25 protein-coding genes are annotated in these 21283 nt (G+C 72.7%); 12 read left to right on the forward strand and 13 right to left on the reverse strand.

Annotated elements, in window-relative coordinates; genetic code table 11:
• Positions 1–7 precede the first annotated feature (7 nt).
• A complete protein-coding gene (locus QP939_RS42965) occupies positions 8–1597 on the reverse strand; it encodes an ABC transporter substrate-binding protein (RefSeq protein WP_285452508.1) in 1590 nt (529 codons plus the stop codon).
• A 118-nt stretch (positions 1598–1715) separates the two neighbouring features.
• Between QP939_RS42965 and QP939_RS42970 the strand changes: the two genes are divergently transcribed.
• From QP939_RS42970 to QP939_RS42980, 3 genes are all read left to right on the forward strand, one after another.
• Complete coding sequence (locus tag QP939_RS42970) at positions 1716–2465, forward strand: FadR/GntR family transcriptional regulator (protein ID WP_285452510.1); 750 nt, start codon at positions 1716–1718, stop codon at positions 2463–2465.
• Positions 2466–2577: 112 nt separating this feature from the next.
• Positions 2578–4698, forward strand: a complete 2121-nt coding sequence (locus tag QP939_RS42975; protein ID WP_285452512.1) for a hypothetical protein — start codon at positions 2578–2580, stop codon at positions 4696–4698.
• Between the two features lie 14 nt (positions 4699–4712).
• On the forward strand, positions 4713–5864 hold the full coding sequence (locus QP939_RS42980; RefSeq protein ID WP_285452514.1) for a S53 family peptidase: 1152 nt from the start codon (positions 4713–4715) through the stop codon (positions 5862–5864).
• 49 nt (positions 5865–5913) lie between these two features.
• Here QP939_RS42980 and QP939_RS42985 read toward each other — a convergent pair whose 3' ends face one another.
• From QP939_RS42985 to QP939_RS43005, 5 genes are all read right to left on the reverse strand, one after another.
• Positions 5914–6576 carry a response regulator transcription factor gene (locus QP939_RS42985; RefSeq protein WP_285452516.1) on the reverse strand — a complete coding sequence of 221 codons (663 nt, stop codon included), beginning with the start codon at positions 6574–6576 and terminating at the stop codon, positions 5914–5916.
• A gap of 3 nt (positions 6577–6579) precedes the next feature.
• Complete coding sequence (locus QP939_RS42990; protein WP_285452518.1) at positions 6580–6969, reverse strand: hypothetical protein; 390 nt, start codon at positions 6967–6969, stop codon at positions 6580–6582.
• A 31-nt stretch (positions 6970–7000) separates the two neighbouring features.
• A complete protein-coding gene (locus QP939_RS42995) occupies positions 7001–8206 on the reverse strand; it encodes a cytochrome P450 (protein WP_285452520.1) in 1206 nt (401 codons plus the stop codon).
• A gap of 203 nt (positions 8207–8409) precedes the next feature.
• Complete coding sequence (locus QP939_RS43000; protein WP_285452521.1) at positions 8410–9801, reverse strand: aspartate aminotransferase family protein; 1392 nt, start codon at positions 9799–9801, stop codon at positions 8410–8412.
• A gap of 117 nt (positions 9802–9918) precedes the next feature.
• The gene (locus QP939_RS43005) at positions 9919–10413 is read right to left on the reverse strand and encodes an Lrp/AsnC family transcriptional regulator (RefSeq protein ID WP_285452523.1); all 495 of its coding nucleotides are present in this window, start codon (positions 10411–10413) and stop codon (positions 9919–9921) included.
• Positions 10414–10583: 170 nt separating this feature from the next.
• On the opposite strand from QP939_RS43005, the gene QP939_RS43010 reads away from it, so the two are divergent.
• The gene (locus QP939_RS43010; protein WP_285452525.1) at positions 10584–11957 is read left to right on the forward strand and encodes an APC family permease; all 1374 of its coding nucleotides are present in this window, start codon (positions 10584–10586) and stop codon (positions 11955–11957) included.
• 1 nt (position 11958) lies between these two features.
• Here QP939_RS43010 and QP939_RS43015 read toward each other — a convergent pair whose 3' ends face one another.
• Complete coding sequence (locus QP939_RS43015) at positions 11959–12483, reverse strand: copper resistance CopC family protein (RefSeq protein ID WP_285452527.1); 525 nt, start codon at positions 12481–12483, stop codon at positions 11959–11961.
• Positions 12484–12600: 117 nt separating this feature from the next.
• On the opposite strand from QP939_RS43015, the gene QP939_RS43020 reads away from it, so the two are divergent.
• The 5 genes from QP939_RS43020 to QP939_RS43040 all read left to right on the forward strand — a co-directional run bounded on the left by QP939_RS43020 (position 12601) and on the right by QP939_RS43040 (position 15829).
• Positions 12601–13071, forward strand: coding sequence for a hypothetical protein (locus QP939_RS43020; protein ID WP_285452528.1), 471 nt, complete (start codon positions 12601–12603; stop codon positions 13069–13071).
• Positions 13064–14215, forward strand: a complete 1152-nt coding sequence (locus QP939_RS43025; RefSeq protein WP_285452531.1) for a PPE domain-containing protein — start codon at positions 13064–13066, stop codon at positions 14213–14215. The genes QP939_RS43020 and QP939_RS43025 overlap by 8 nt, the downstream gene beginning before the upstream one ends.
• A complete protein-coding gene (locus QP939_RS43030) occupies positions 14212–14505 on the forward strand; it encodes a hypothetical protein (protein WP_285452533.1) in 294 nt (97 codons plus the stop codon). The genes QP939_RS43025 and QP939_RS43030 overlap by 4 nt, the downstream gene beginning before the upstream one ends.
• 86 nt (positions 14506–14591) lie before the next feature.
• Complete coding sequence (locus tag QP939_RS43035; RefSeq protein WP_285452535.1) at positions 14592–15281, forward strand: hypothetical protein; 690 nt, start codon at positions 14592–14594, stop codon at positions 15279–15281.
• Entirely contained in the window at positions 15278–15829 is a 552-nt protein-coding gene (locus tag QP939_RS43040) for a hypothetical protein (protein ID WP_285452536.1), read from the forward strand. The genes QP939_RS43035 and QP939_RS43040 overlap by 4 nt, the downstream gene beginning before the upstream one ends.
• Before the next feature lie 81 nt (positions 15830–15910).
• Here the strand turns inward: QP939_RS43040 and QP939_RS43045 are convergent, their stop codons facing one another.
• Positions 15911–16699: a helix-turn-helix transcriptional regulator gene (locus QP939_RS43045; RefSeq protein WP_285452537.1), complete on the reverse strand. Its 789-nt coding sequence runs from the start codon at positions 16697–16699 to the stop codon at positions 15911–15913.
• A gap of 48 nt (positions 16700–16747) precedes the next feature.
• On the opposite strand from QP939_RS43045, the gene QP939_RS43050 reads away from it, so the two are divergent.
• Positions 16748–17521, forward strand: a complete 774-nt coding sequence (locus tag QP939_RS43050; protein WP_285452538.1) for an ESX secretion-associated protein EspG — start codon at positions 16748–16750, stop codon at positions 17519–17521.
• 6 nt (positions 17522–17527) lie between these two features.
• Here QP939_RS43050 and QP939_RS43055 read toward each other — a convergent pair whose 3' ends face one another.
• The 5 genes from QP939_RS43055 to QP939_RS43075 are packed head-to-tail and all read right to left on the reverse strand — an operon-like array spanning position 17528 to position 19817.
• Positions 17528–17875 (reverse strand): hypothetical protein, encoded by a 348-nt coding sequence (locus QP939_RS43055; RefSeq protein ID WP_285452540.1) that lies wholly within the window; start codon positions 17873–17875, stop codon positions 17528–17530.
• Positions 17872–18123, reverse strand: coding sequence for a YbaB/EbfC family DNA-binding protein (locus QP939_RS43060; RefSeq protein ID WP_285452542.1), 252 nt, complete (start codon positions 18121–18123; stop codon positions 17872–17874). The genes QP939_RS43055 and QP939_RS43060 overlap by 4 nt, the downstream gene beginning before the upstream one ends.
• Complete coding sequence (locus QP939_RS43065; RefSeq protein ID WP_285452543.1) at positions 18120–18416, reverse strand: CHAP domain-containing protein; 297 nt, start codon at positions 18414–18416, stop codon at positions 18120–18122. Before QP939_RS43065 ends, QP939_RS43060 begins: the two co-directional genes overlap by 4 nt.
• Entirely contained in the window at positions 18395–19111 is a 717-nt protein-coding gene (locus QP939_RS43070) for a hypothetical protein (RefSeq protein WP_285452544.1), read from the reverse strand. The genes QP939_RS43065 and QP939_RS43070 overlap by 22 nt, the downstream gene beginning before the upstream one ends.
• Before the next feature lies 1 nt (position 19112).
• On the reverse strand, positions 19113–19817 hold the full coding sequence (locus tag QP939_RS43075) for a transglycosylase SLT domain-containing protein (RefSeq protein WP_285452545.1): 705 nt from the start codon (positions 19815–19817) through the stop codon (positions 19113–19115).
• Positions 19818–19957: 140 nt separating this feature from the next.
• Between QP939_RS43075 and QP939_RS43080 the strand changes: the two genes are divergently transcribed.
• Both QP939_RS43080 and QP939_RS43085 read left to right on the forward strand, forming a co-directional pair.
• Positions 19958–20458 (forward strand): L,D-transpeptidase, encoded by a 501-nt coding sequence (locus tag QP939_RS43080; protein ID WP_285452547.1) that lies wholly within the window; start codon positions 19958–19960, stop codon positions 20456–20458.
• Between the two features lie 12 nt (positions 20459–20470).
• Positions 20471–21247, forward strand: a complete 777-nt coding sequence (locus tag QP939_RS43085; protein WP_285452549.1) for a putative protein N(5)-glutamine methyltransferase — start codon at positions 20471–20473, stop codon at positions 21245–21247.
• Positions 21248–21283 lie beyond the last annotated feature (36 nt).

Below are 21283 nucleotides of genomic sequence, written 5' to 3' on the forward strand. Positions count from 1 at the left end.
TCTCCTCTTAGACCGGCTTGGCCTGGTTCAGGTAGATGCCCGGGTAGCCCTGGGCGCGCACGCCGGTGATCGCCTTCGGGTCCCACGCCGTGCCGAGCTGGGTGAACACCACCGGGTAGATCACGGCCTGCTCGGAGATCCGGTCGAGCAGCTGCTTGTTGAGCGCCGTCCGCTTGGCCTCGTCGGCCTCCGCGGCGGCCTGGTCCTGCAGGGCCAGCAGCGACTGGGCGTCCGGGCCGGTCCAGCGCGCGTACTTGCTGGTGAGGATGGACTTGGCGTCGTAGTAGTAGCGGATGAGCAGGTCGGGGTCGTTGCCGAACTGCATCGGGTTGTTGGTCGTCGCGACGACCTGGAAGTCGGTGCCCGCGTCGAGCTTGGAGAACAGCGCCTTGGTGTCCTGGGAGTCCAAAGTGGTCTGGACGCCGATCGCGTCCCAGCCCTCCTTGATCACCTTGACGCAGTCGGCGACGAGCGAGGTGTTCGTCGTGGACAGCGTGACCTTCAGGCCGCTCACCCCGGCCTGCTGCAGCAGCTGCTTCGCCTTCTCGGGGTTGTAGGCGAAGTCCTGCGACGCGGGCTGCGACGACGGGAGCTTCGGGTTGATGAACGACGTGCCCGGCGTGCCGGCGCCCTTGAGGCCGATCTCGACCATCTTCTTCTTGTCGATGGCGTAGTGCAGGGCCTGGCGGACGAGGTTGCTGTCGAACGGCTTGTGCGCGGTGTTGAAGAGCAGGAAGAGGTTGTTGCCGCCGTCGGCGAACTCGACCGTGCGGCCGGCCTTGCGGAGCTGGTCGGCGTTGGCGGCCGGGATGTTCTCGGCGATCTGCGCGTCCGGCTTGGCACCCGAGATCGCGGCGACGCGCGGTGCGGAGTCCACGATGGACTTCCACAGCATCTTGTCGTAGGCGGCCGGGCGCGGGCCGTTGTAGTCGGCGAACTTCTCGAAGCTGGTGTGGCTCAGCGGTGCCTGCTCGACGACCTTGTAGGGGCCGGAGCCGACGACCTTGCCCGCCGCGGCGTCGGCCCACTTGCCGTCGTAGACGTGCTTCGGGACGATCTTGCAGCACTGGATCCGCTGCAGCGCGTACGGGAAGGGGAACTTCAGCACGAACTCGACCGAGCGCTCGCCGGTCTTCTTCACCTCGGACAGCCAGTGCGAGAAGAAGCTGTGGATCAGCACGTTCTCCTTCTCGCTGAGCGCCCGCGCGTAGGTGAAGACGACGTCGTCGGCGGTCACCGGCTGCCCGTCGTGCCACTTCGCGCCGTCGCGCAGCTCGAACTTCAGGCTGGTGCCGCTGACGTCGGCCGGCAGGGCCTTCGCCAGGCCGGGGAACGGCGCCCGGGTGATCGGGTCACCCTCCACGAGGGACTCGTAGCAGTGCAGGATCGCGGCCATCGAGAACGCGGACGCCGTCTGCAGCGGGTCCCACGTCTGGTTGTTGCCGTAGCCGATCACGGCGGTCAGGGAGCCCGCCGAGCTGCCGGTCTTGTTGGTGGAAGCCGGGCCGCCGCAGGCGGCGAGCACGGTCGGGAACGCCAAAGCCGCCCCGGCGAAGGTGGTGTAGCGCAGCAACTGGCGGCGGCTGAGCTGGGACATCGCTGTCTCCTGGTGCCCTCGAACGGTAGGACATGGGACGTCCTATGACCGGCGTGAGCCTAGGATGCGTTCGCGCGCCGGTCAAGAGCACTGGACGTATGACGTAGGATGTCCTCTCATGACGCACCCGGGGAGGACACCAGTGGCCCGTCCGCAGCGCAGCGAAGAGATCACCAAGCGCATCATCGACCTGATCGTGGAGCGGGAGCTCCCACCGGGCGCGCCCATGCCCACCGAGCTGAGCCTGATGGAGGACATCGGCGTCAGCCGCAACTCGATCCGCGAGGCGATCAAGGCCCTGCAGGCGCTCGGCATCGTCGAGATCCGCCACGGCTACGGCACGTTCGTCGGTTCGGCGGGCTCGGAGTCCCTGCAGACGTGGCTGCTGTTCCGCACCCGCGCCCGTGGCGCGACCGACGTCGGGCGGCTGCGCGACCTCCTGGAGGTGCGGGAGATGCTGGAGACCGAGCTGACCCGCCGCGTCGCCGCCGACCACCGGCCCGAACTGGTCGAGGAGCTCCAAGCCTGCGTCGCGCGGATGAAGCGCAAGGGCCCGGACGCGGCGGAGGCCGACCGCGAGTTCCACGACCTCATCTGCGCCGAGGCCGGGTTCGACCTCGCGCGCGAGCTCACCGGGCTGTTCTGGGACGTCTACCGGATCGCCGAAAGCGAGCTCGGCGGACCCGCGTCGTCGCCGACAGCCACGGCGAAGCGGCACCAGGCCATCGTCGACGCCCTTTTGCTGCGAGACGCGGATGCCGCGGCTGAGGCCGTGCACCGGCACTTCGACGAGGTCCGCAAGCGCGCGAAAGCCGGGCCGTACGGGGGTTTCGGCGTCGCGCGGCCGATTCCGGCCGCCCGGTCCTGACCGTGTGTCGTTGACCCGATCGGGGTAATTCGGCGGAGTTCGAGAACCGGGCTCAACGACCCGGGCGTCTGGCTCGTCGGTAGTGGTGATCAACCACCACACGGAGGTGCCAGTGCGAAGAACTCTCACGGTGTCGGCAGTGCTGCTCGCGGGATTGGTGGGACTCACCCCACCGGCCGCAGTCGCCGCGGCACCGCCGACGACGACCGCCACCCTGCCCACGGGCGAGCGGCTCACCGTCCTGCCCAGCCCCGACGGGCGGCTGCGCTACGACGTGCGGCCCACCGTCGAGAAGGGCATGGCGCGGGCGCTGGTGCACCTGCGGCTCGGCGAGCGCGACTACGAGGTGCCCGGCACCGCGCTCCCCTACCTCGGGCGCGGGCTGGACCTGAGCCTGTTCGACGTCCGGGCGCTGCTGGCCGGGGCCGCGGTCCCGGTCGACACCACGACGTTCGGCGCCGCACTGGCGAAGCAGTTCAAAGAGGACAACGCACGGGGTAGCTTCGGCGGTCAGGGGCTCTTCGCCGGAGGCCGGAGCTTCACGCTCGCCGGACCGCGTCCGGCGGCCCAGCCGCGTTCGGTGATGCGCACGGTCTCGCTCGACGCGAACGACATCTCCGGCAAGCCCGCCGACACCGGCGTCGCGTTCCTCTCCAACACCGACGACGGGACCCTCCTCGACCCGGACGAGAGCCTCAACTACTTCTCCGGCGGCACCGCGAAGTTCAGCGTGCCGGACGGCAACTACAGTGCGCTCGGCCTCTTCTGGACCGCCGATGCCGACGGCAACCCGACCGAGGTGCGGTTCAGCGCGCGCCCCGAGTTCGCGGTGCGGGCGGACACGACCGTGCGCGTGGACGCCTCCCGCGCGACCAGCGAGGTCACCTGGGTGACCCCGCACCCGGCGTTGCTCGACGACACCGGGTTCCTCTTCCGCCGGGCGGCGCAGACCGGGCCCGCGTTGCTCGTCGACTTCGACGCCGGGCCCGGCGTGCCGATCTCGGTGTCGCCGACGGCCGTGCCGGTCCGCACCGGCGCGCTCCAGACCTACCCGTACAGCAGGCTCGTGTCCCCGCCCGGGCCGGGCACGCCCTACGAATACGTGCTGCAGAAGGCGAGCACGGGCACGATCCCGCGGCAGCGGTACGTGATCACGGCGAAGGACGTCGCCGCGGTCGACGCCACCTACTTCAGCGAGTACTCCTCGCTCGGGCTGCGGCAGCGCAGCGGGATGTTCGCCTTCGAGGACGTCAGCGGCCGGGTGTCGCACCCGATCCAGCTGCCCCGCAAGCAGACCGAGTACGTCTCCGCGGCGCCCGACCTGCGCTGGTTCGGCGGGTTCTCCAAGTACGTACTGCCCGGGCCGTTCCCCGGCTGGGCCGGTGGCCAGTACGAGGCGTTCCACGCCTACCAGGGCGGCTCGACGGTCACCGAGAACTGGAACAAGTTCCCGCTCCACCCGGCGGGCAGCGTGGCGCTCCTGCCGCTGGACGACGGCAGCGCGCCGGAGCAACCGGCCGCCACGCGCGCCGGTGACCTGCTGCGGCTGTCGCTCACGCCGTTCAGCGACAACCAGCCAGGGCACCTGGGCTTCGGTTTCTCCGGCGAGGCGCGGGACACCGTCACCGGGCACTACACGCTGACCCAGGACGGCACCCCGATCGCCGAGGGCAACCCGGCCGGGGTCACCGCGCTCATGCTGGAGCAACCGGTGACGTCCGAACCGTCGACACTGGGGCTGACCGTCGACGCCGGGCGCACCGGGCCGATGTACCGCCAGAGCACCGCGACCCACACCGAGTGGACGTGGCCGTCGCGGCACGTCGAGGGCGCGCGGCTCCCGGCGGCGCTGGTCTGTCTGCGCGAAAAGGGCAGTGTCGACCGGTCGTGCGCGGTCGAGCCGATGCTGACGCTCGGCTACGCCGTCGGCGGACTGCGTCCGGACGGCTCCACGGTGTCCGGGCCGCAGAGCCTCGACCTCACTGTCGGGCACCTGCAGCAGAGCGCCGCTTCGCCGGTCACCGGCGCGACGGTCCAGTATTCGACCGACGGCACGACCTGGCACGACGCGACGGTCACCACCCGCGGCGACGGCGTCTTCCACGCGGACTTCACCGCGGTCACGGAGTTGTTCCGCGGCACGGAAGTCTCGCTGCGCGTCACCGCGGCCGACGCCGCCGGGGCGACCGTGGCGGAGACGATCACCGCCGCCTACCACGTCTACACCTCCTGAGGGGAATGTCCACTGTGAACAGAAGATGGATCGGCGCGCTGGCCGCGGTGGTGGTGGCCGTGGCCGGGTTCGCCCCGGCCGCGGCCGCCGCGCCGGTGTCCCGCGCGGCGTGCCCCGACCCGGGTCCCGGCCGCGCGCGGTGCCTCACCACGTTCGCGCCGGGCGCGGTTCGCACCCTGGCCGACGGGCCGGTCGCCTGGGGTGCCGACGACCTGGCGTCGGCCTACCGGCTGCCCGCCGCAGCGGGCCCGGACACGGTCGTCGGCATCTCGATCGCCTACGACGCGCCGAACCTGGAGGCGGACCTGGCCGCGTACCGCGCGCAGTACGGCCTGCCACCCTGCACCACGGCGAACGGCTGCTTCACCAAGGTCAACCAGCGCGGTGCGGCCACTCCGTTGCCCGCCGCGGACTTCGGCTGGGCGCTGGAATCCACTTTGGACGTGTCGATGGTGTCGGCGGCGTGCCCGTCGTGCCGGATCGTCGTGGTGGAGGGCGATTCGCCCGGGTTCGCGGACTTGGCCGAGACGGAGGACACCGCGGTCCGGCTCGGCGCGAAGGTGGTGTCGAACAGCTACGGCGCGCGGGAAAGCGGCGCCCCACTGGCCTTCGCGAGTCACTACCAGCACCCGGGCGTGACGGTGGTGGCGTCCTCGGGCGACGCGGGCTTCACGGCGGCGAGCTACCCCGCCGTGCTGGCGTCCACGGTGGCGGTCGGCGGAACGACGCTGGCCCGCGACCCGGGCTCACCCCGCGGCTGGGCGGAGTCGGCGTGGCAGTACGGCGGCAGCGGCTGCTCGGCGTACATCGCGAAACCGGCGTGGCAGCGGGACACCCACTGCGGGAAGCGCACGGTGGCGGACGTCGCGGCGGCGGCCGAGGACATCGCGATCCACTACGCGGACGCGGGCGGCTGGCTCCCGGTGAACGGCACGAGCGCGTCGGCGCCGTTCATCGCGGGGCTGTACGGCCGCTCGGGTCACGCCGGCACAGCCCAGCCCGCCGACCTCTACGCGCACGCGACGCAGTTCGTGGACATCACGGCGGGGAACAACGATCCGTCCGGCGGCGGCAAGAAGTGCGGCGGCGACTACCTGTGCGTCGCGGGCCCGGGCTACGACGCCCCGACCGGAGTCGGGGTCCCGAACGGCCTGACGGGCTTCTGAAAGTCCGTGAAGGCCACCTTCCCGGCAGCTATCACCGCGACGGTGGCCTTCACGGCGTTTCGGCGGGCTCGGCGCCCGGGCGGCAGAGGCCGCGCTCGTAGGCCAGCAAGCCCGCGGCGGTCCGGTGCGCGCAGTCCAGCTTCCGCACCACCTGGCTCACCACGGCGCGGACCACCGGCTCCGGCACGCCGAGACGAGTGGCTATCTCCGCGTTGGACAGGGCCGAGCCGATCCCGATCAGCACCTCGCGCTCCCGGGCCGTGAGCCGGTCGACCTGGGCCAGCCGCTCGTCGCGGGGACCGGACAGGCGGGTCGCCGCCGAGACCAGGCGGCGGGAGGCGTCCGGGGAGAGGACCACGTGACCGTCGGCGGCCAGGCGGACCACCTTGATCAGCTCGTTGCGCCGCGCCGAACGCAGGACGAACCCGGCCGCGCCGTCGCGCAGGGCCCGCAGGATCCCGCTTTCGGAGTCGAACGTGGCCAGCACCAGCACGGCCGGGCGGCGGGCGACCGGCCCCAGTGGCGCCAGGCGCATGTCCAGGAGCACGACGTCCGGCAGCCGCCGCCGGAGCGTCGCGCGGGCCGACGCGGCGTCACCGGCCGCGCCGACCAGTTCGATGCCGTCGGCTTCGTCGAGCACAGCTGCCAGGCGGGTGCGCACGGCCGGGTCGCGGTCGGCGACCAGCACGCGGACCGGCGGTGGTGGGAGCACGCCTCAGCCCTGGGGCCGCAGGCGGATCAACGGCAGGTCCCGCTTCGCCGCGCCGACGAGGTCCCGGCCACCCGGCCCGCGCAGCCGCAGCTCGCGGAACCGGACCGACGAGAGCTGCGCGGCTTCGATCGGGTAGACGTCGCCGTAGCGCTTGATCTTGTCGACCAGCTCCGTGCCGAGCAGCTCGACGAGCCCGGCGTGCCGGGTGGCACCGCCGCCGAGCGGCACGTCCAGCTGCTGTCGCACCTCGGGGAACCGCTGGTCCAGCTCGACGGCCAGCTGGTGGATCGTCACGTAGGCCGGCCCGAACTCCGGCGCGTCCGGGCCCGGCGGGATCTCCTGCAGCACCTTGACGAGCTTGTCGTCCATCCCGAGCTTGTCCCACAGGGTCACGTTCGTCCTCCCGCCACGGCCGCGCCCACGTCTACCAGAGGACGGGCACGCGGTCCACTCCCCCGGTGACACGGTTCGTGCGGATCTCCAGTTCATCGACCGGCACGGCCAGCCGCAGCCCGGGGAACCGGCGGAACAGCGACCCGAACACGACGCGCAGCTCGGTGCGGGCGAGGCTGGCGCCGATGCAGAACCAGCCGCCGTAGGCGAAGGCGACGTGGCCGTTGGGCTTCCGGTCGGGGTCGAAGGATTCCGGGTCCGGGAACACGGACGAGTCCCGGTTGGCGGCCGCGATCGACAGGACGACGGCGTCGCCGCGAGCGATCGTGACGCCGCCGACTTCGACGTCGTCGTGGGCGTAACGGAGGACGCCGAGGCCACCGGGCGCGGACAGCCGCAGGATTTCCTCGACCACCCCGTGCACGCGGCCTTCGGGGTCGGCGGCCAGCGCGTCCCGCCGGGCGAGGTCGGTGAGCAGGTACAGGACGCCGAGATCGATCCGGTTGGACGTGGTTTCGTGGCCCGCGAAGAGCAGACCGGCGGCGAGCCGGGCGAGGTCGTCGTCGCCGAAGTCCGGGTTGCCGGCCTGCGCGCGGACCATGTCGGAGACGACGTCCTGGCCGGGTGCGCGCCGCTTCTCCGCGGCGAGCCCGGCCATGTAGGCGGCGAACTCGTCGAGCGCGGCCTCGGCGCCGGCGCCGATGTCCATCCGGCCCATCCGCTCCGAGAGGACGCGGAAGGTGTCCCGGTCTTCGTAGGGGACGCCGAGGAGTTCGCAGATGACGAGCACGGGCAGCGGGAAGGACAGGTGTTCGTGCAGGTCGACGGGCTCGCCGTCGAGCCGCGCCCGCTCCATGGCGGCGAAGCAGCCGTCGGCCAGCTCCTGGACGTGCCCGGCGAGCCGCCGGATCCGGTTGGCGGAGAAGGCGGGCACGAGCATCCGCCGCATCCGGGCGTGCTCGACGTGCTCGGTTTCGTGGTCACCCTGCGGCCGGCTGAGGATGGCGGCGTCCGACAACGCCGACGCCTCTTCCGGCGCCGGGTGCGAGCGCCCGAACCGCGGATCGGTGAAGACCGCCCGGACCTGCTCGAACCCGGTGACGAGCCAGGCGGGGTCCCCGGCGGGGGTGGTCACGCGCACGACCGGGCCCTGCCGCCGCAGCACCTCGAACAGCGGAGCGATCTCGAGGACGTTCGGCCGCTCGAAGGGCAGGCGCGGCGTCTCGGTGGCGGTCATCGGGTCTCCTCCCGGTGCGCGGCCGGTCGGCGCGGACACGGGCGGGCCGGTCACCGGCCGCTCCCCCGGTCCCCCTGTCGTCCACGGTACTCAGAATCCCGCGGCGGGGCGGGGAACGCGCGATTCCCCGCCCTTTCGGGGCCAGTGCCCCGAAATTGTCGGTGCCCCCGGCTAGCCTGGATATCGGGGGGCCGAGGCCCGCCCTACAGCATTTTCCACGCCCGCGCGAGCGTGTCCCGCAGGATCTGTTCCATCTCGTCGAACTGCGCCTGGTCGCAGATCAACGGCGGCGAAAGCTGCACGACGGGCTCCGCGCGGTCGTCGGCCCGGCAGTACAACCCGGCTTCGAACAACGCCTCCGACAGGAACCCGCGCAGCACCCGCTCGGACTCCGCCGCGCTGAAGGTCTCCTTGGTCGCCTTGTCCTTCACCAGCTCGATGCCGTAGAAGAACCCGGCCCCGCGCACGTCGCCGACGATCGGGAGGTCCGTCAGCTTGTCCAAAGTGGACCGGAACGCCGACTCGCGCGCCAGCACGTGCCCGTAGAGGTCCTCGCGCTCGATGAGGTCGAGATTGGCCAGCGCCACCGCGCACGACACCGGGTGCCCGCCGTAGGTCGAGCCGTGCATGAACGTCGTTTCCCCGCGCGTGAACGGTTCCATCAGCCGCTCCGAAGCCAGCACCGCGCCGAGCGGCGCGTAGCCGGACGTCAGGCCCTTCGCCGTCGTGATGATGTCCGGCTGGTAGCCGTAGCGCTTGGCGGCGAAGTCGTACCCGACGCGGCCGAACGCGCAGATCACCTCGTCCGACACGAGCAGCACGTCGTGCTTGTCGCAGATTTCGCGCACCCGCTCGAAGTAGCCGGGCGGCGGCACGAAGCAGCCGCCGGTGTTCTGCACCGGCTCGAGGAACACCGCGGCGACGGTGTCCGCGCCCTCGAACTCGATCGCCTGCTCGATCTGGTCCGCGGCCCAGCGCCCGTAGGCGACGTAGTCGTCGGCGTGCTCCGGCGCCCGGTAGAAGTTGGTGTTCGGCACGCGCAGGGTGCTCGGCACGAGCGGCTCGAAGTCGGCCTTCGCGCCGGGGATGCCGGTGATCGACAACGCGCCCTGCGACGTCCCGTGGTAGGCCAGTGCGCGGCTGATCACCTTGTGCTTGCCCGGTTTCCCGGCGAGCTTGAAGTACTGCTTGGCGAGTTTCCACGCCGTTTCGACCGATTCGCCGCCGCTCACCGTGAAGAACACGCGGTTGAGGTCGCCCGGAGCCGCGGAAGCGAGCCGTGAGGCCAACTCGATCGCCGCTGGGTGCGCGTGGCCCCACAGGGGGAAGTACGCGAGCTGCTTCGTCTGCCGCGCGGCGGCGTCGGCGAGCTCTTCGCGGCCGTGGCCGACCTGGACCGCGAACAGGCCCGCGAGCCCGTCGAGATAGCGCTTCCCGCGGGCGTCCCAGATGTAGGCGCCTTCGCCGCGCACGATCACCGGGACGTCGGTCTCGGCGTAGGCGGAGTGGCGGGTGAAGTGCATCCAGAGGTTCTCGCGGGCCGCCCGGGCGAGGCCCGGCGCGTCGGCGGAAACGTGGTCGGCGGTAGTGGTCATGCCTCGGTTATCGCACGCGTCGCCGTCGGTACGCAAGCGATTCAGTCGTTCAGTGGAGCATCGACAACTAATCCATGGTCAACATCCCGGGCTAGCCTTCGGATTTAGTCGTCACGCTCAGCGAGTGCCCCACTGGTAGGTCTGTTTCCGCAGCTTGAGGTAGACCATCGCCTCCGCGTGCCGGACGCCGGGCAGCGCGCGGATCCGCGTCGAGATCAGCTCCAGCAGGGCCTCGTCGTCGGCGCACACCGCTTCGCAGAGCAGGTCGTAGCGCCCGGCGCAGAGGATCACGTACGCGATTTCGTCCATTTCGGCCAGTGCGTCGCCGACCGGCTCCAGCGGGCCGTCGACGGTGATCGCGATCATCGCCTGCCGGAACAGCCCGACCTGCAAGGGATCCGAGACGGCCACGATCTGGATGACCCCGGAGTCCGACAGCCGCTGCACCCGCTGCCGGACGGCCGCCTCCGAGAGGCCGACCGCCTTGCCGATCGTCGCGTACGCGCGCCGCCCGTCCTCCTGCAGCTGCGCGATGATCTGCCGCGAGATGTCGTCGAGCACCGGCGGGGCGGGCCGGCCGGTGTTGTCCTGGCTGCTCACGCCCCGGATCATTCCCGACGCGGGCGACGTGGGGCAATCCCGGCACGCCGTCACGTTCGGTGACTAAATCCGAAGGCCGCGACCCCGCCTGACGACGAATTCGGTTGTCTTCAGCGCGTTGACAACACCGAATCGGTGCTGTTCCATCCGTCGCACCTTGCCCCCGGCCGGAGGGAACGCCCATGCCCCGCACTCCCGCCCCGCCCGACGTCGCCGCCGCGACCGCACCGGCGGCCCCGCGCACGCTCACCCGCTCCATCGGCGTCGGCGGCGGCACGCTGCTCACGCTCAGCTGCGTGACGCCGGCGTCGTCGCTGTTCGTCCTCGTGCCCCCGCTGTTCGCCGACCTCGGCACCGGCACCGCGCTCGCCATCGCGCTGGCCGTGCTGCTCTGCGTCGGGATCGCCTTCTGCTACTCGGAACTCGGCACGCTGGTGCCCAGCGCGGGCGGCGAGTACGCGATGGTGACGACGGTGGCCAACCGGTTCGCCGGCTGGCTGACGTTCATGCTGTCGTTCGTCGTCATCCTCGTCGTGCCGCCGATCATCGCGATCGGCGTCGCGGACTACGTCGCCGCGGTCGCCGACATCAACCCCTCGGTGGCGGGTGCGCTGGTGATGCTCGCGTCGACCGTGATGGGCCTGCTCAACCTGCGCTCCAACGCCTGGATCACCGGGGTGTTCCTGGTGATCGAGGTCGTCGCGATCTTCGTCGTCTCGCTGCTGGGGTTCACGCACACCACGCAGAGCCCGGCCGTGCTGCTGAAGCCGACCCTGGGCACGAGCGGGATCGGGCTGATCGCGGTCGTCACCGGGCTCGCCGTCGCGTTGTTCGTGGTGCAGGGCTTCAGCACGGCCGTCTACCTCGCCGAGGAGATGCGCGAGCCGCGCAGGACCGTGGCGCGCACGGTGTTCTGGACGCTCGGGATCAGCGCCGTCGTCATCCTCGTACCGGTCGTGGCGATCACCCTGGCCGTGCCGGACACCGCCGCGCTCGCCGGCGTCGACCTCACCGCGCTGGTCACCGCCTGGAGCGGCTCCGGCGTGGGCGCGGCGATCAGCCTCTGCATCGCGGCGGCGATCGTCAACGCGGTGATCGTCATGGTCATCCAGAACTCGCGGGTGCTCTACGCCTCGGCGCGCGACCAGGCGTGGCCGACGCCGGTGAACCGCGTGATGAGCGTCGTGAGCGAGCGGTTCGGTTCGCCGTGGGTGGCGACGCTCGTGGTCGGGTTGTCCGAGGCCGTGCTGTGCTTCGTGCCGGTGGACACGCTCAGCGGCGTCACCGGGGTCGCCGTCGTCGCGCTCTACCTCAGCGTCGCGGCCGCCGCGCTCGGCGCGCGCCGGGCGGCGCACCGGAAACCGCACGTGTGGCGGATGCCGGCGTGGCCGGTGGTGCCGGTGCTCGCCGTCGCGGCGCTGGCGTACGTCCTGGTCGAGCAGAGCGCACTGGACCTCGGGATCACCGCCGGGGTGCTGGTGGTGTCGGCGCTGTACTGGTGGGGCCACCTGCGGCGGCGTCCCGAGCGGTGGGTCGTCACGGTCCCTCAGGAGTAGGTCAGCGCTTCGGGCCCTTCAGCACGCGCAGCAGCGCGACGCCCGCCGCGAGCACGGCGGCGACCGCGACCAGCACCCACACCCAGCCGGGGATGGCGCTGGTGTCCACGGTCGGCTTGCCCGGCGCGGTCGTCGTCGGGGCGGCCGTGCTGGACGCGGCGGCAGTCACGGTGAAGTGCACGGTGCCCGTGACGTTGTCGCCGTCGGCCGCGATCGCCTTCCAGGTCAGGGTGTAGGCCTGGGCGGGCCCGGACGGCGTCACGGGCACCGTGACGACCTTGTCCGTGACGGTCGCGGCGCCGGTCTGCCAGGCGGTGCCGTCGCGCCCGGTGATCTTGACCGGGTCCGGCGGCAGCGTGACCGGCTCGCCGAACGTCAGCTGGATCCGCGTCGGCGCTTCGGCGAGCGACGCCCCTTCGGCGGGTGAGCTGGACTCGAGCTCGGTGTGGGCCGACGCGGGCCCGGCCAGCACCACGAGCCCGATGAGGGCGGCGAGCAGGGCCCCGAAAGCACGACGCGGGATCATCCGGACATCCTGCCCTATCCGGGTGTGCAGGCTTCGTGCCCACCCGTGCAGCCGTCCCTTCTCTTCGCGCCCCGCATTGGCCAGGATGAAGGCCTGGGTGGCGAGGGAAGGACCTCCATGGCGACAGTGCGCGACGAAGCCGACGCACGGCGGCAGCTGCGGGCGGAGCACGAACGCGAGAAGCGGCCCGAACCGCGGGAGAAAGCCTCGAGCGTCGCGGAGCCGACGGGCGCGGGCGCGGCGGCCCTGGTCGCCGACGGCTCCGACGTCATCGCGTTGGACTACGCCGAGATCGAAGCAGCCAAGAAGGCCCTCGACGCGCGTCACCAGGAGCTGTCCCGTCACCTCGAGAACGCCCGCGAGCTGGGCACGCCACTGGCCGACGGCAACGGGCCGGTGTCGCACTGGATGCGCCGGTCGTTCGGGCTGCGGGGCGGCGCGGAGGCGGGCGGCGTCCAGCAGGCGCTGGAGTCGTACCTCGCCGAGCTGGCCTCGCTGCGCCAGACGCTCGACACGGTCGCGGCCACGCACCGCGGCAACGACGAAGAGGCCGCCGCGGTGCTGCGGGCGGGTGAGCGCGGTGCCTGAGTTCCACTCGACCCACCACGGGCCGACCGCGCGCGAGCGGGCCAAGGCCAAGCGCGTGCGGCGGGAGAAGGCCGCGAACAGCCGGGAAGCCGCGTTCGGCCGGATCCACTGGGACAGCTACGACCACCGCGAGCTGTGGGACATGGTCCACTCGGCGGAGCCGTCGAAGCTCGGCGAGCAGGCCCACCGCTGGGCCGAGCTGGCGAAGGGCGTCGACACGGCCACCGGCGACGTCCACGCGCTGGTGCAGAAGCTGCTGCTGTCGTGGCGCGGCCCGTCGGCGGCCCGCGCGGCGGAGTCGGTGCAGCGCCTGACGGGCTGGGCGGACACGGCGGGCGAGAACGCCCGCCACATCGGCGACGGCCTCGATACGTACACGACGGCGATCGCCGAAGCCCGCCGCAAGATGCCGGAGCCGGTGCACTACTGGGCCGAGCGGTGGTTCCGCGAGGGGTACGCGGTCAAGCGGCTGGACGGGCCGGAGGGCACGTACATGCTGGACGACCTCCTCGACGACCAGCTGCCGACGAAGAAGCAGGCGGACGAAGCCAAGGCCGAGGCGGTCCGCGTGATGGAGCAGTACGAGAGCGCGAGCCACGACGTCCGGCACCGGCTGCCCCCGATGTTCGACACGGCGCCGCAGGTGGCCGCGGTGAGCGGGGATGCCGTTCCGGCTCCCCCTTCCCCGCCTGTTCCGCCTGTTCCGCCCACGCCTGCGCCTCCGGTTCCGCGTCCGCCGGATTCCGGTTTCGTGCCCGAGGATGCGACGTCGACGGCGTCCGCGGTGCCGCCGACGCTCACCGGGGCCGGAGTGATCGGACCCGGAACCGCCTCGGTTCCCGGCGGTGCTGGTGTTTCCGTGCCGGGAACATCAGGCGTTGCGGGCGTGCCGGGCGTGCCGGGCGTACTGGGGGCTCTGGGCGACGGCTCGCGGGCGGGTTCGGGCCGGTTCGGGACGGGTGGTTCCGGATTCTCGCCCGGCCAGTCCGGCGGCCGTGGTGCAGCGGGTGGGTACGGGATGTACCCACCGCAGGGCCAGGGCGCGCGACGCGAGGAGGACACGGAGCATCGCGACAAGTACGCCGAGGGGTACGACCTGCTCGACGACCTGCCACCCGCGTACCCGCCGGTGTTCGGCGAATGAGCGGGTTCGCCACGGACCCGGCGGCGCTCGAAGAGTTGGCGCGTCGACTGGAGGAGGCGGCGGAGGACCACGCCAGGACGGCGGCCGAGGTGGCATCGGCGGGCGCGGCTGATCTCGGAGCGGTCGCGGTATCGGGGGCGTTCGCCTCCCTGACGGGCGGCTGGGCCGACCGGATTCGGGCGGTGGAAAGGGATTTCGCGGCGGCGGCCGGAAGCGTCCGCGCGGCGGCGAAGGTCTATCGTGCCGCGGATGCCGACGCCGCCGAGGAGCTGGGGCGAGCCGATGGCTGAGTTCCGCGGCCTCGGCCGCCCCGAAGCCGCCGCCCGGCTCGGCGGTTCTCCGGTGCCCGGCGCAATCCCCCGAGCGGGCCGGGCCGATGGCTGAATTCCGCGGCCTCGGGTTCGACCCCGTCCTCGGCCGCCCCGTAGCCGTCACCGAAGCGGCGCGCCGATGCACGGAAGCTGCAGCTCGGCTCGGCGATTCCCCGGTGCCCGGCGAAATCCCCGAGTGGGCCGGACCGTCCGCCCGCGCGCTGACCGACCGCGCCGAGCAAGCCGCGGCCGGACTCGCCGACCTGCCGGATGCCCTGCGCTCGGCCGCCGCCGTCCTGGACACCTGGGCCGAAACCCTGGCCGCCCACCTCCGGCACGCCGAAGAACTCGACCTCCGCGCCACGGCCGCACGACGCGCGCTCCTCGACGCCGAGGACGAAGTCGAACGCGCCGAGACCGAAGCGCAGTTCTCCCCCAGCACCGCGGAAGTCGCCACCGCCCGCGCCCGACTCGCCGAACGCCGGACCGCCCTCGACCGCATCCTCACCGAAGCCCGCGAGCTGGAACGCGCCCACACGGCCGAAGCAACCCGCGTCGCGGACCGGCTGCGAGCCCTCGGCGACGGCGTCCCGCTACCGGAGGCACCCGATTTCCCAACCCTGGCAACACAATTGGAGACGTTCTCGGCCGCCGGGCGCGAGCTGGGCGTGACGGTCGCGCGCACCCCCGTCACGCCCGTGACACCGCCGCCGGGCGCCGTGAGCGCGTTCGCCAACGCCTTGGGTGGCCGGTGAGACTGCCCGCCGTTTCCGGGATCACCCCGGTCAGCCTGGACTCGGTCGAGCGGACCACGGCCGAGCTGCACGCCCACATGGCCCGCCTGCGCGGCCCGGACGCGGCCCGGGATCTGGGCTTGGAGGCGGCGGCCGTGCAGTCCGCGGAGATCGCGCACGAACAGAAAGCCGGACTCCTGGCGCTGGTCCAACACCGCGACGCCGACCCCGCGCTCCTGATCGCCGGAATCGTGCCGGTCGACGGCCCGCTCGACGAGTCCGCGGCCGCCGGTCTCGGCCATTTCGTCGCGGACAGGACGCCGGGCATCCGCGAGGTGAGCAGCGCCCGCACCGGCCGCGGCTACCCGGTGGTGATCGTCGAGCGGATCGGCCTGTCGGGCGCCCAGCTGCAGGCGGTGGTCCTGGACCCGGACCGTCCGCGCGCGGCGGTGTTCACGCTCCACTCACCGGGCGGCCGCGGCTGGCTGGAGGTCGCAGCCCTGGCCGGGACGCTCGTGGCGGGCGTGGACCTGACGCCCGCCGAGCCCCGAGCGACGGTCCGCCGATGAGCCTCACGCCCGCAACTTGCGCGGCGTTCCGCCGACAAACCTCACCCCCAGCGCCCGGAACTCGCGGCGGCCCCATGAACCTCACCCCCGCAACGCTTGTTCCCGGAACTCCCGCGGCGTCCGGCCGGTCGCCCGCCGGAAGGTCCGCGAGAAGTGCGGAGCGCTCGTGAATCCGCAGTCCCGCGCGATTTCCGCGATCCCCCGCCCCGCCTTGGCCGGGTCGGCGAGCAGCGTCTTCGCCCGTTCGATCCGCAGGCCCTTCAGCCGTTCCGACACACCCTGGCCGTCGTCGAAGAGCTGGTACAGCCGCCTTCGCGAGATGTACAGCGCCTCGGCGATCTTGTCCGCGGTCAGCGACTGCTCCCCCAGGTGCGCCCGCATGTACTCGAGCGCCGCCCGCCGTCGCGCGGCCAGCGCGTCGACGCGGTCCAGCTCGACCCGAAGCGCGCTGCGCAGCACCAGCTCCGCCAAGCCGAGGAGGTGGTGGGCCAGCCCGTGCGGGTCGAGCCGGGAACCGGCCGCCAGGACGTGCGCCACAGCGCTGGCGAACAACGTCCGCAACGGCGCGTCGACCTCGACCGGGCGGAACATCAGCGGCCGCAGCTCGGTGAACGGGATCGACAGCTTCGCCGCCGCCACCGTCAGCATCACGACGCCGCGTTCGGACGGCAGCAGGTGCAGCGTCGCGTCGGCGAACGTCAGCTTCGCGCCGGACTCGGCGACCGCGCGCGGGACCGGGCAGCGCATCAGCAGCTGGACGCTCTCGGGGTCCGCGGTACCACCGAGGATCGCCGCTCGCGCCGCCGCCGCGCCCGAAGCGCGGACGACCAGGTACCCGCTCGCGGGTACGTCCACCGGGTGCTCGGCCATCGGCACCATCGTGCCCGACGCCGGTCGCCCACCACGGGAAGGGGGACCATGGCGCGCCGCACCGCGACGACGGCGGGGGTGATCCTGTCGCATCTCGAATTCGATCTCCTCTGGGAGGACCTGGGACCGGGCGGGCCGCCGCCGTACCCGCTGGACGTGCCCGCCCACGGCGCGACCCACGGCGAGCGCGACGACCTGGGCGTCCGCGTGTTCGCCGGGCTGGCCGAGGCGGGCCTGACCGACGGCGACGACGTCGACGCCGACCTCGCGGACCTGGTCGCTCTGCTGGCTTCGCCGACGCTGAGCATCGACGCGCTCGTGCTGGGCGAAGCACCGTGGCGGCTCCTCGCGGCGGCACGGAAGACGGCGGGGGTACTCGCCGTGCAGGACGACCGGGAGCTGGTGCTGGAGCCGTCGCGCCCGGACAACCTCGTGGCGGCGGTCGTCCGCATGCTCGGCGACCAGCCCGCGGGCCCGGGCGACCAGCTGCGCCTCCCCCGCGCGACATACGCGGCGGCGATGGACGCGTACGCGCGCAACGGCTACGACGCCTTCGAGCGGGCCCTCGGCGCGGCCGGGATCACCGGCCGGGCGGTGCGAGCGCTCGCCACCCTCGTGACCGCCGAGCGGTACGCCGCGGGCCAGCTGGCCGCGACCGGACCGGCGGGCCGCACCCCGGTGCTGGCCTGGTTCGACACGGCGGCCGGACGGTACGCCGTGACTCCGGAGGACTCCGGTGGCGAGCCCTGGGTGGTGGTCACGCCCGCGGACGGCGTCCGGCTGGCCGACCGGGTGGCGCGGCTGGTCGACGCCGCCCGCTGACGGCGGTCAGGTCGCCCAGGTAGCCGGGGTGAAAGAGGCCTGCGGCGACCCACCCTCTCGGCCGGCCCCGTATTCCGGCAGCAGGTCGCCCAAGACCTCACGCCCTTGCCGCAGGGCGTCGGCCCCGGCTTCTTCCGCCAGGCGGCACACCACCCCGGCCAGCTCCCCGGGCGACCGGCGCAACGCCCACGGGTCGAACCGCAGGTCCACCAGCCCGCCGTGCAGGTCCACGACAACCGAGACCCCGTCCCCCGCCGCGGCGGCCCGGATCGCCGCCAGCCGGGCGCCGTACCCCGGATCCGGCGCCGCCCAAGCATCCTCGGCCAGCTCGAGCGCCGTCTTCTCGTCATTCATTGGGCCCGCCAGCTCTCCGGCGTGGTCTCCTCGGCGGCCTCGTCCGCCGACGGCAGTCCCAAGCCCTCCACGTGCCACAACGAAGCCGTGGCACGAGCGGAAGCGGCCGCGCTCAACAGCAAGATCCGGCGAGCCAGCTCCGACGGCGCCAACCGCAACGCCGACGGCTCCAGCGTCAGCTCCTGCAGCGCCCCACCGGGCGCGACTTCCACGGCGACCACCCGGTCGGCGGCTTTCCCGGTGATCACGGGTGCACCCCGCCGTAGAACGTCGACGCCGAAAGCGTGTGCGTGTTCCGGCGGACGGCGTCCCCGGAGTTCCCCTCGATCATCGTGACCTGGTTCCCTTCGACCTTCTCGACGATGCCGATGTGCGTGCTCGTCGAGGTGTTCTGCGGCCCGGTCCCGAAGATCAGCACGTCCCCCGGCCTGGCCTGGTGCAGCGAATGCTTGCCGTACGCGTGGCCGTTGCGTTCGCCCCAGTGGTAGACGTCGCCGCTGAACGGCAGGATCGGGATCTTCACCCCGGCCTTGCGCCACATCGCCGTCGCGAAGGACGAACACCACGCCGCCGTCGGGCCGTACGGGTTCCGGTTGCTGCCCGGCGGGTTCTCGCGGGTGCCGAGTCTTTGCGCGCCGCGGCCACGACCCGGCTCCGGACCGGGTGGGTCGGGTGCGCCTCCCCCGAAGCGACGTCGTCGTGGGTCAGGTCCTTGCGCAGCTCCTGCAGCTTCTTCGCCGCCGCCTTGAGTTCGGCGTCGACGTGCCGCAGGGTCGACGCGGACTGCCGCGTGTAGTGCGGGGCCAGATCCGCCGCGTGGCCGACCGCCCGCATGAGCGCCGCCTGCGTCCCGGCCGCGACGCCCGCGTCGAGGACTTGCTTCGCCTTGGCGGTGTACTCGTCGACCAGCCGCTGCACGGCCGTGTGTCCGCTGTCCACAGTGGACGCCACGTGGGCGACGACCTTCTCCGCCGCCGCCCCGGCCGCGCCGGTGACCTTCAGTTCCTTCGTCAGTTTCGCGCTGGTGTGGCGGAATCCGTCGGCGCCGTGGCCGTGCCAGTGGTCCAGCACGGTGGCGCTTTCCTTGTGGTAGGCGTCGTGCTGGTCGTCCAGGGCGGTGGCCACCTGGTGCAGGGCGTATTCGGCGCGGACGGCGTCTTCGGCCTTCCCGGCGAGCTTGTCGCGGTGCGCGATGAGGTCGTGCGCGAACGAGCGCGCGAGTGCGGTCGTGTCCATGTCAGCTCCGGAGGGCGGCGGCGGTCGCCGTTTCGTGGTCGTGGTACGTCTTGGCGGCTTTCCGCGCCGCGTCGGCGAGTCCGTCGGCGTGCTTGCCGACGCCCTTGACCTGCCGCTGCAGGGCGAGCCCGAACCCGGCGAGCGCGTCGGCGAAGCCCGATTCCTTCCCGATCCGGCCGAAGCTTTCGTGCCCGATCTCCCGGACGTCCCGCAGCGGCTCGATCACGCCGCCCAGCGCGTCGGCGACGTGCCGGGTCCGCCGCACGTAGGCGTGCAGGACGGCGTCGTCCACCCGCAGCGCGCCGCCACCGCCCGAACCGGGCGCGGGCCGCGGCTTCGTGACGGCGTGCGCGGCCTTCCGCGCGGCGGCGAGATGGTGCTTGTACGCCCCGTTCGTGTACGTCGACCAGGGCGTGAAGTCGTGGCCGTCGCTCGAGACGCGGTTGGCGACGCGGGCGTTGGTGGCCGGGTCGAACAGCTCGTCGTTCGTCTTCAGGTGGTACTGGTGACGCCGCTCGGGGCCGAGCGCGCCCAGCATGTTGATCTGCCACAGGCCGTAGGAGTCGTCGGGCGGGGTGGCGTTGTGCGCGGTCGTGCGCCCGCCGGACTCGGCCAGCGCGACGGCGACCGCCGTGGTCAGGCCCTGGCCGCGGAACCCGGCCGCGTACGCGTGCCGCGCGATCTGCTCGGCGCTCAGCTTCGTCATGGTTCGACCTTGACCGTCCGGGTACCCGCCCCGGTAGCCGCGCTGCACGCCGGGACAACCCGAGTGCACGCCCGGCTCAACCTCCGGGGCCGCTCACCCGTACTGCTCACCGGATGGACCTGCGACGAGGGGATGCACGGATGCGCGGCACCGGAGTGGTGACCCTGCTGGGGTCGGCGCTGGTCACGGCGGCGTGTTCGGTCCCGCGGACGACGACGCCGAGCCCGATCGCCGAGCCGGCGCCGCTGACCGCGCCGACCGCCTCGACCACGCCCACCACCACGCCGCCGCCGTCCCCGCCGTGCGCGGTCACGACCGGCGCGTGCGTGAGCCTGGCCCAGCGGCTGGCCTGGCTGCTGCGCGACGGCCGGGTGGTCCGCGGCCCGGTCCCGGCCGGGTTCGGCCCGCCCGACCAGGCGACCCCGGCCGGGTCGTTCCACGTCGTCTGGAAGGACCGCGAGCACCGCAGCAGCGTCTACGGCACGGACATGCCCAACTCGGTGTTCTTCGCCGCCGGCGGCATCGCCTTCCACGCCGGGCCGCTGGACGCGCCGTCGCACGGCTGCGTGCACCTCGGCGACGCCGATTCGGCGGCGTTCTTCGACGGACTGGCCGTCGGGGACGCGGTGGAGGTCCGGTAGGGTCGCTCCCTGTTGGACACTCCCACCGTCGTTTCCCGGCTGCGCGCCGCGGGTTGCGTGTTCGCCGAGGACGAGGCCGATCTCCTCGTCGCCGCGGCCGCGACGCCCGCGGAACTCGACGCGCTGGTGGAAAGCCGCGTCGCCGGGCTGCCGCTGGAGCACCTGCTCGGCTGGGCGGAGTTCCACGGCCTGCGGATCACCGTGGGGCCCGGGGTGTTCGTCCCCCGGCACCGGACGGAGTTCCTGGTCGACGTCGCCGTCTCGCTCGCCCCGCCGGAGCCCGTGGTGCTGGACCTGTGCTGCGGCTCGGGGGCGCTCGGCGCCGCGTTCGCCGCCGCACACCGGCCGCGTGAGCTGCACGCCGCCGACGTCGAACCCGCTGCCGTCGCGTGCGCTCGCGTGAACCTCCCCGACGCCCACGTCCACGAGGGCGATCTCTACGACGCATTGCCGGATTCGCTGCGCGGCCGCGTCGACGTCCTCCTGGCGAACGTGCCGTACGTCCCTTCGGACGCCGTCGAGACCATGCCTCCGGAGGCTCGGCTGCACGAACCCCTCGTCGCGCTCGACGGCGGCGCCGACGGCCTCGACCTCGCGCGCCGGGTCGCCGCGGGGGCTCCGCGCTGGCTGGCACCGGGTGGGACGGTCCTCGTGGAGTCGGGCGAACGGCAGGCTCCGGTCCTCGCGGACGTCTTCGCCGCCGCCGGGTTGACGCCGCGGGTCCACGAGTCCGAGGACCTCGGCGCCACGGTCGTCACCGGCACGGCGCCGGTTCACCCGCACGCGTGACAGACTCGATCTCACGTTCCAGGGTCCGCGGACGTC

Origin of the sequence: Amycolatopsis nalaikhensis, assembly GCF_030264295.1 — a bacterium.
GTDB classification, from domain to species: domain Bacteria; phylum Actinomycetota; class Actinomycetes; order Mycobacteriales; family Pseudonocardiaceae; genus Amycolatopsis; species Amycolatopsis nalaikhensis.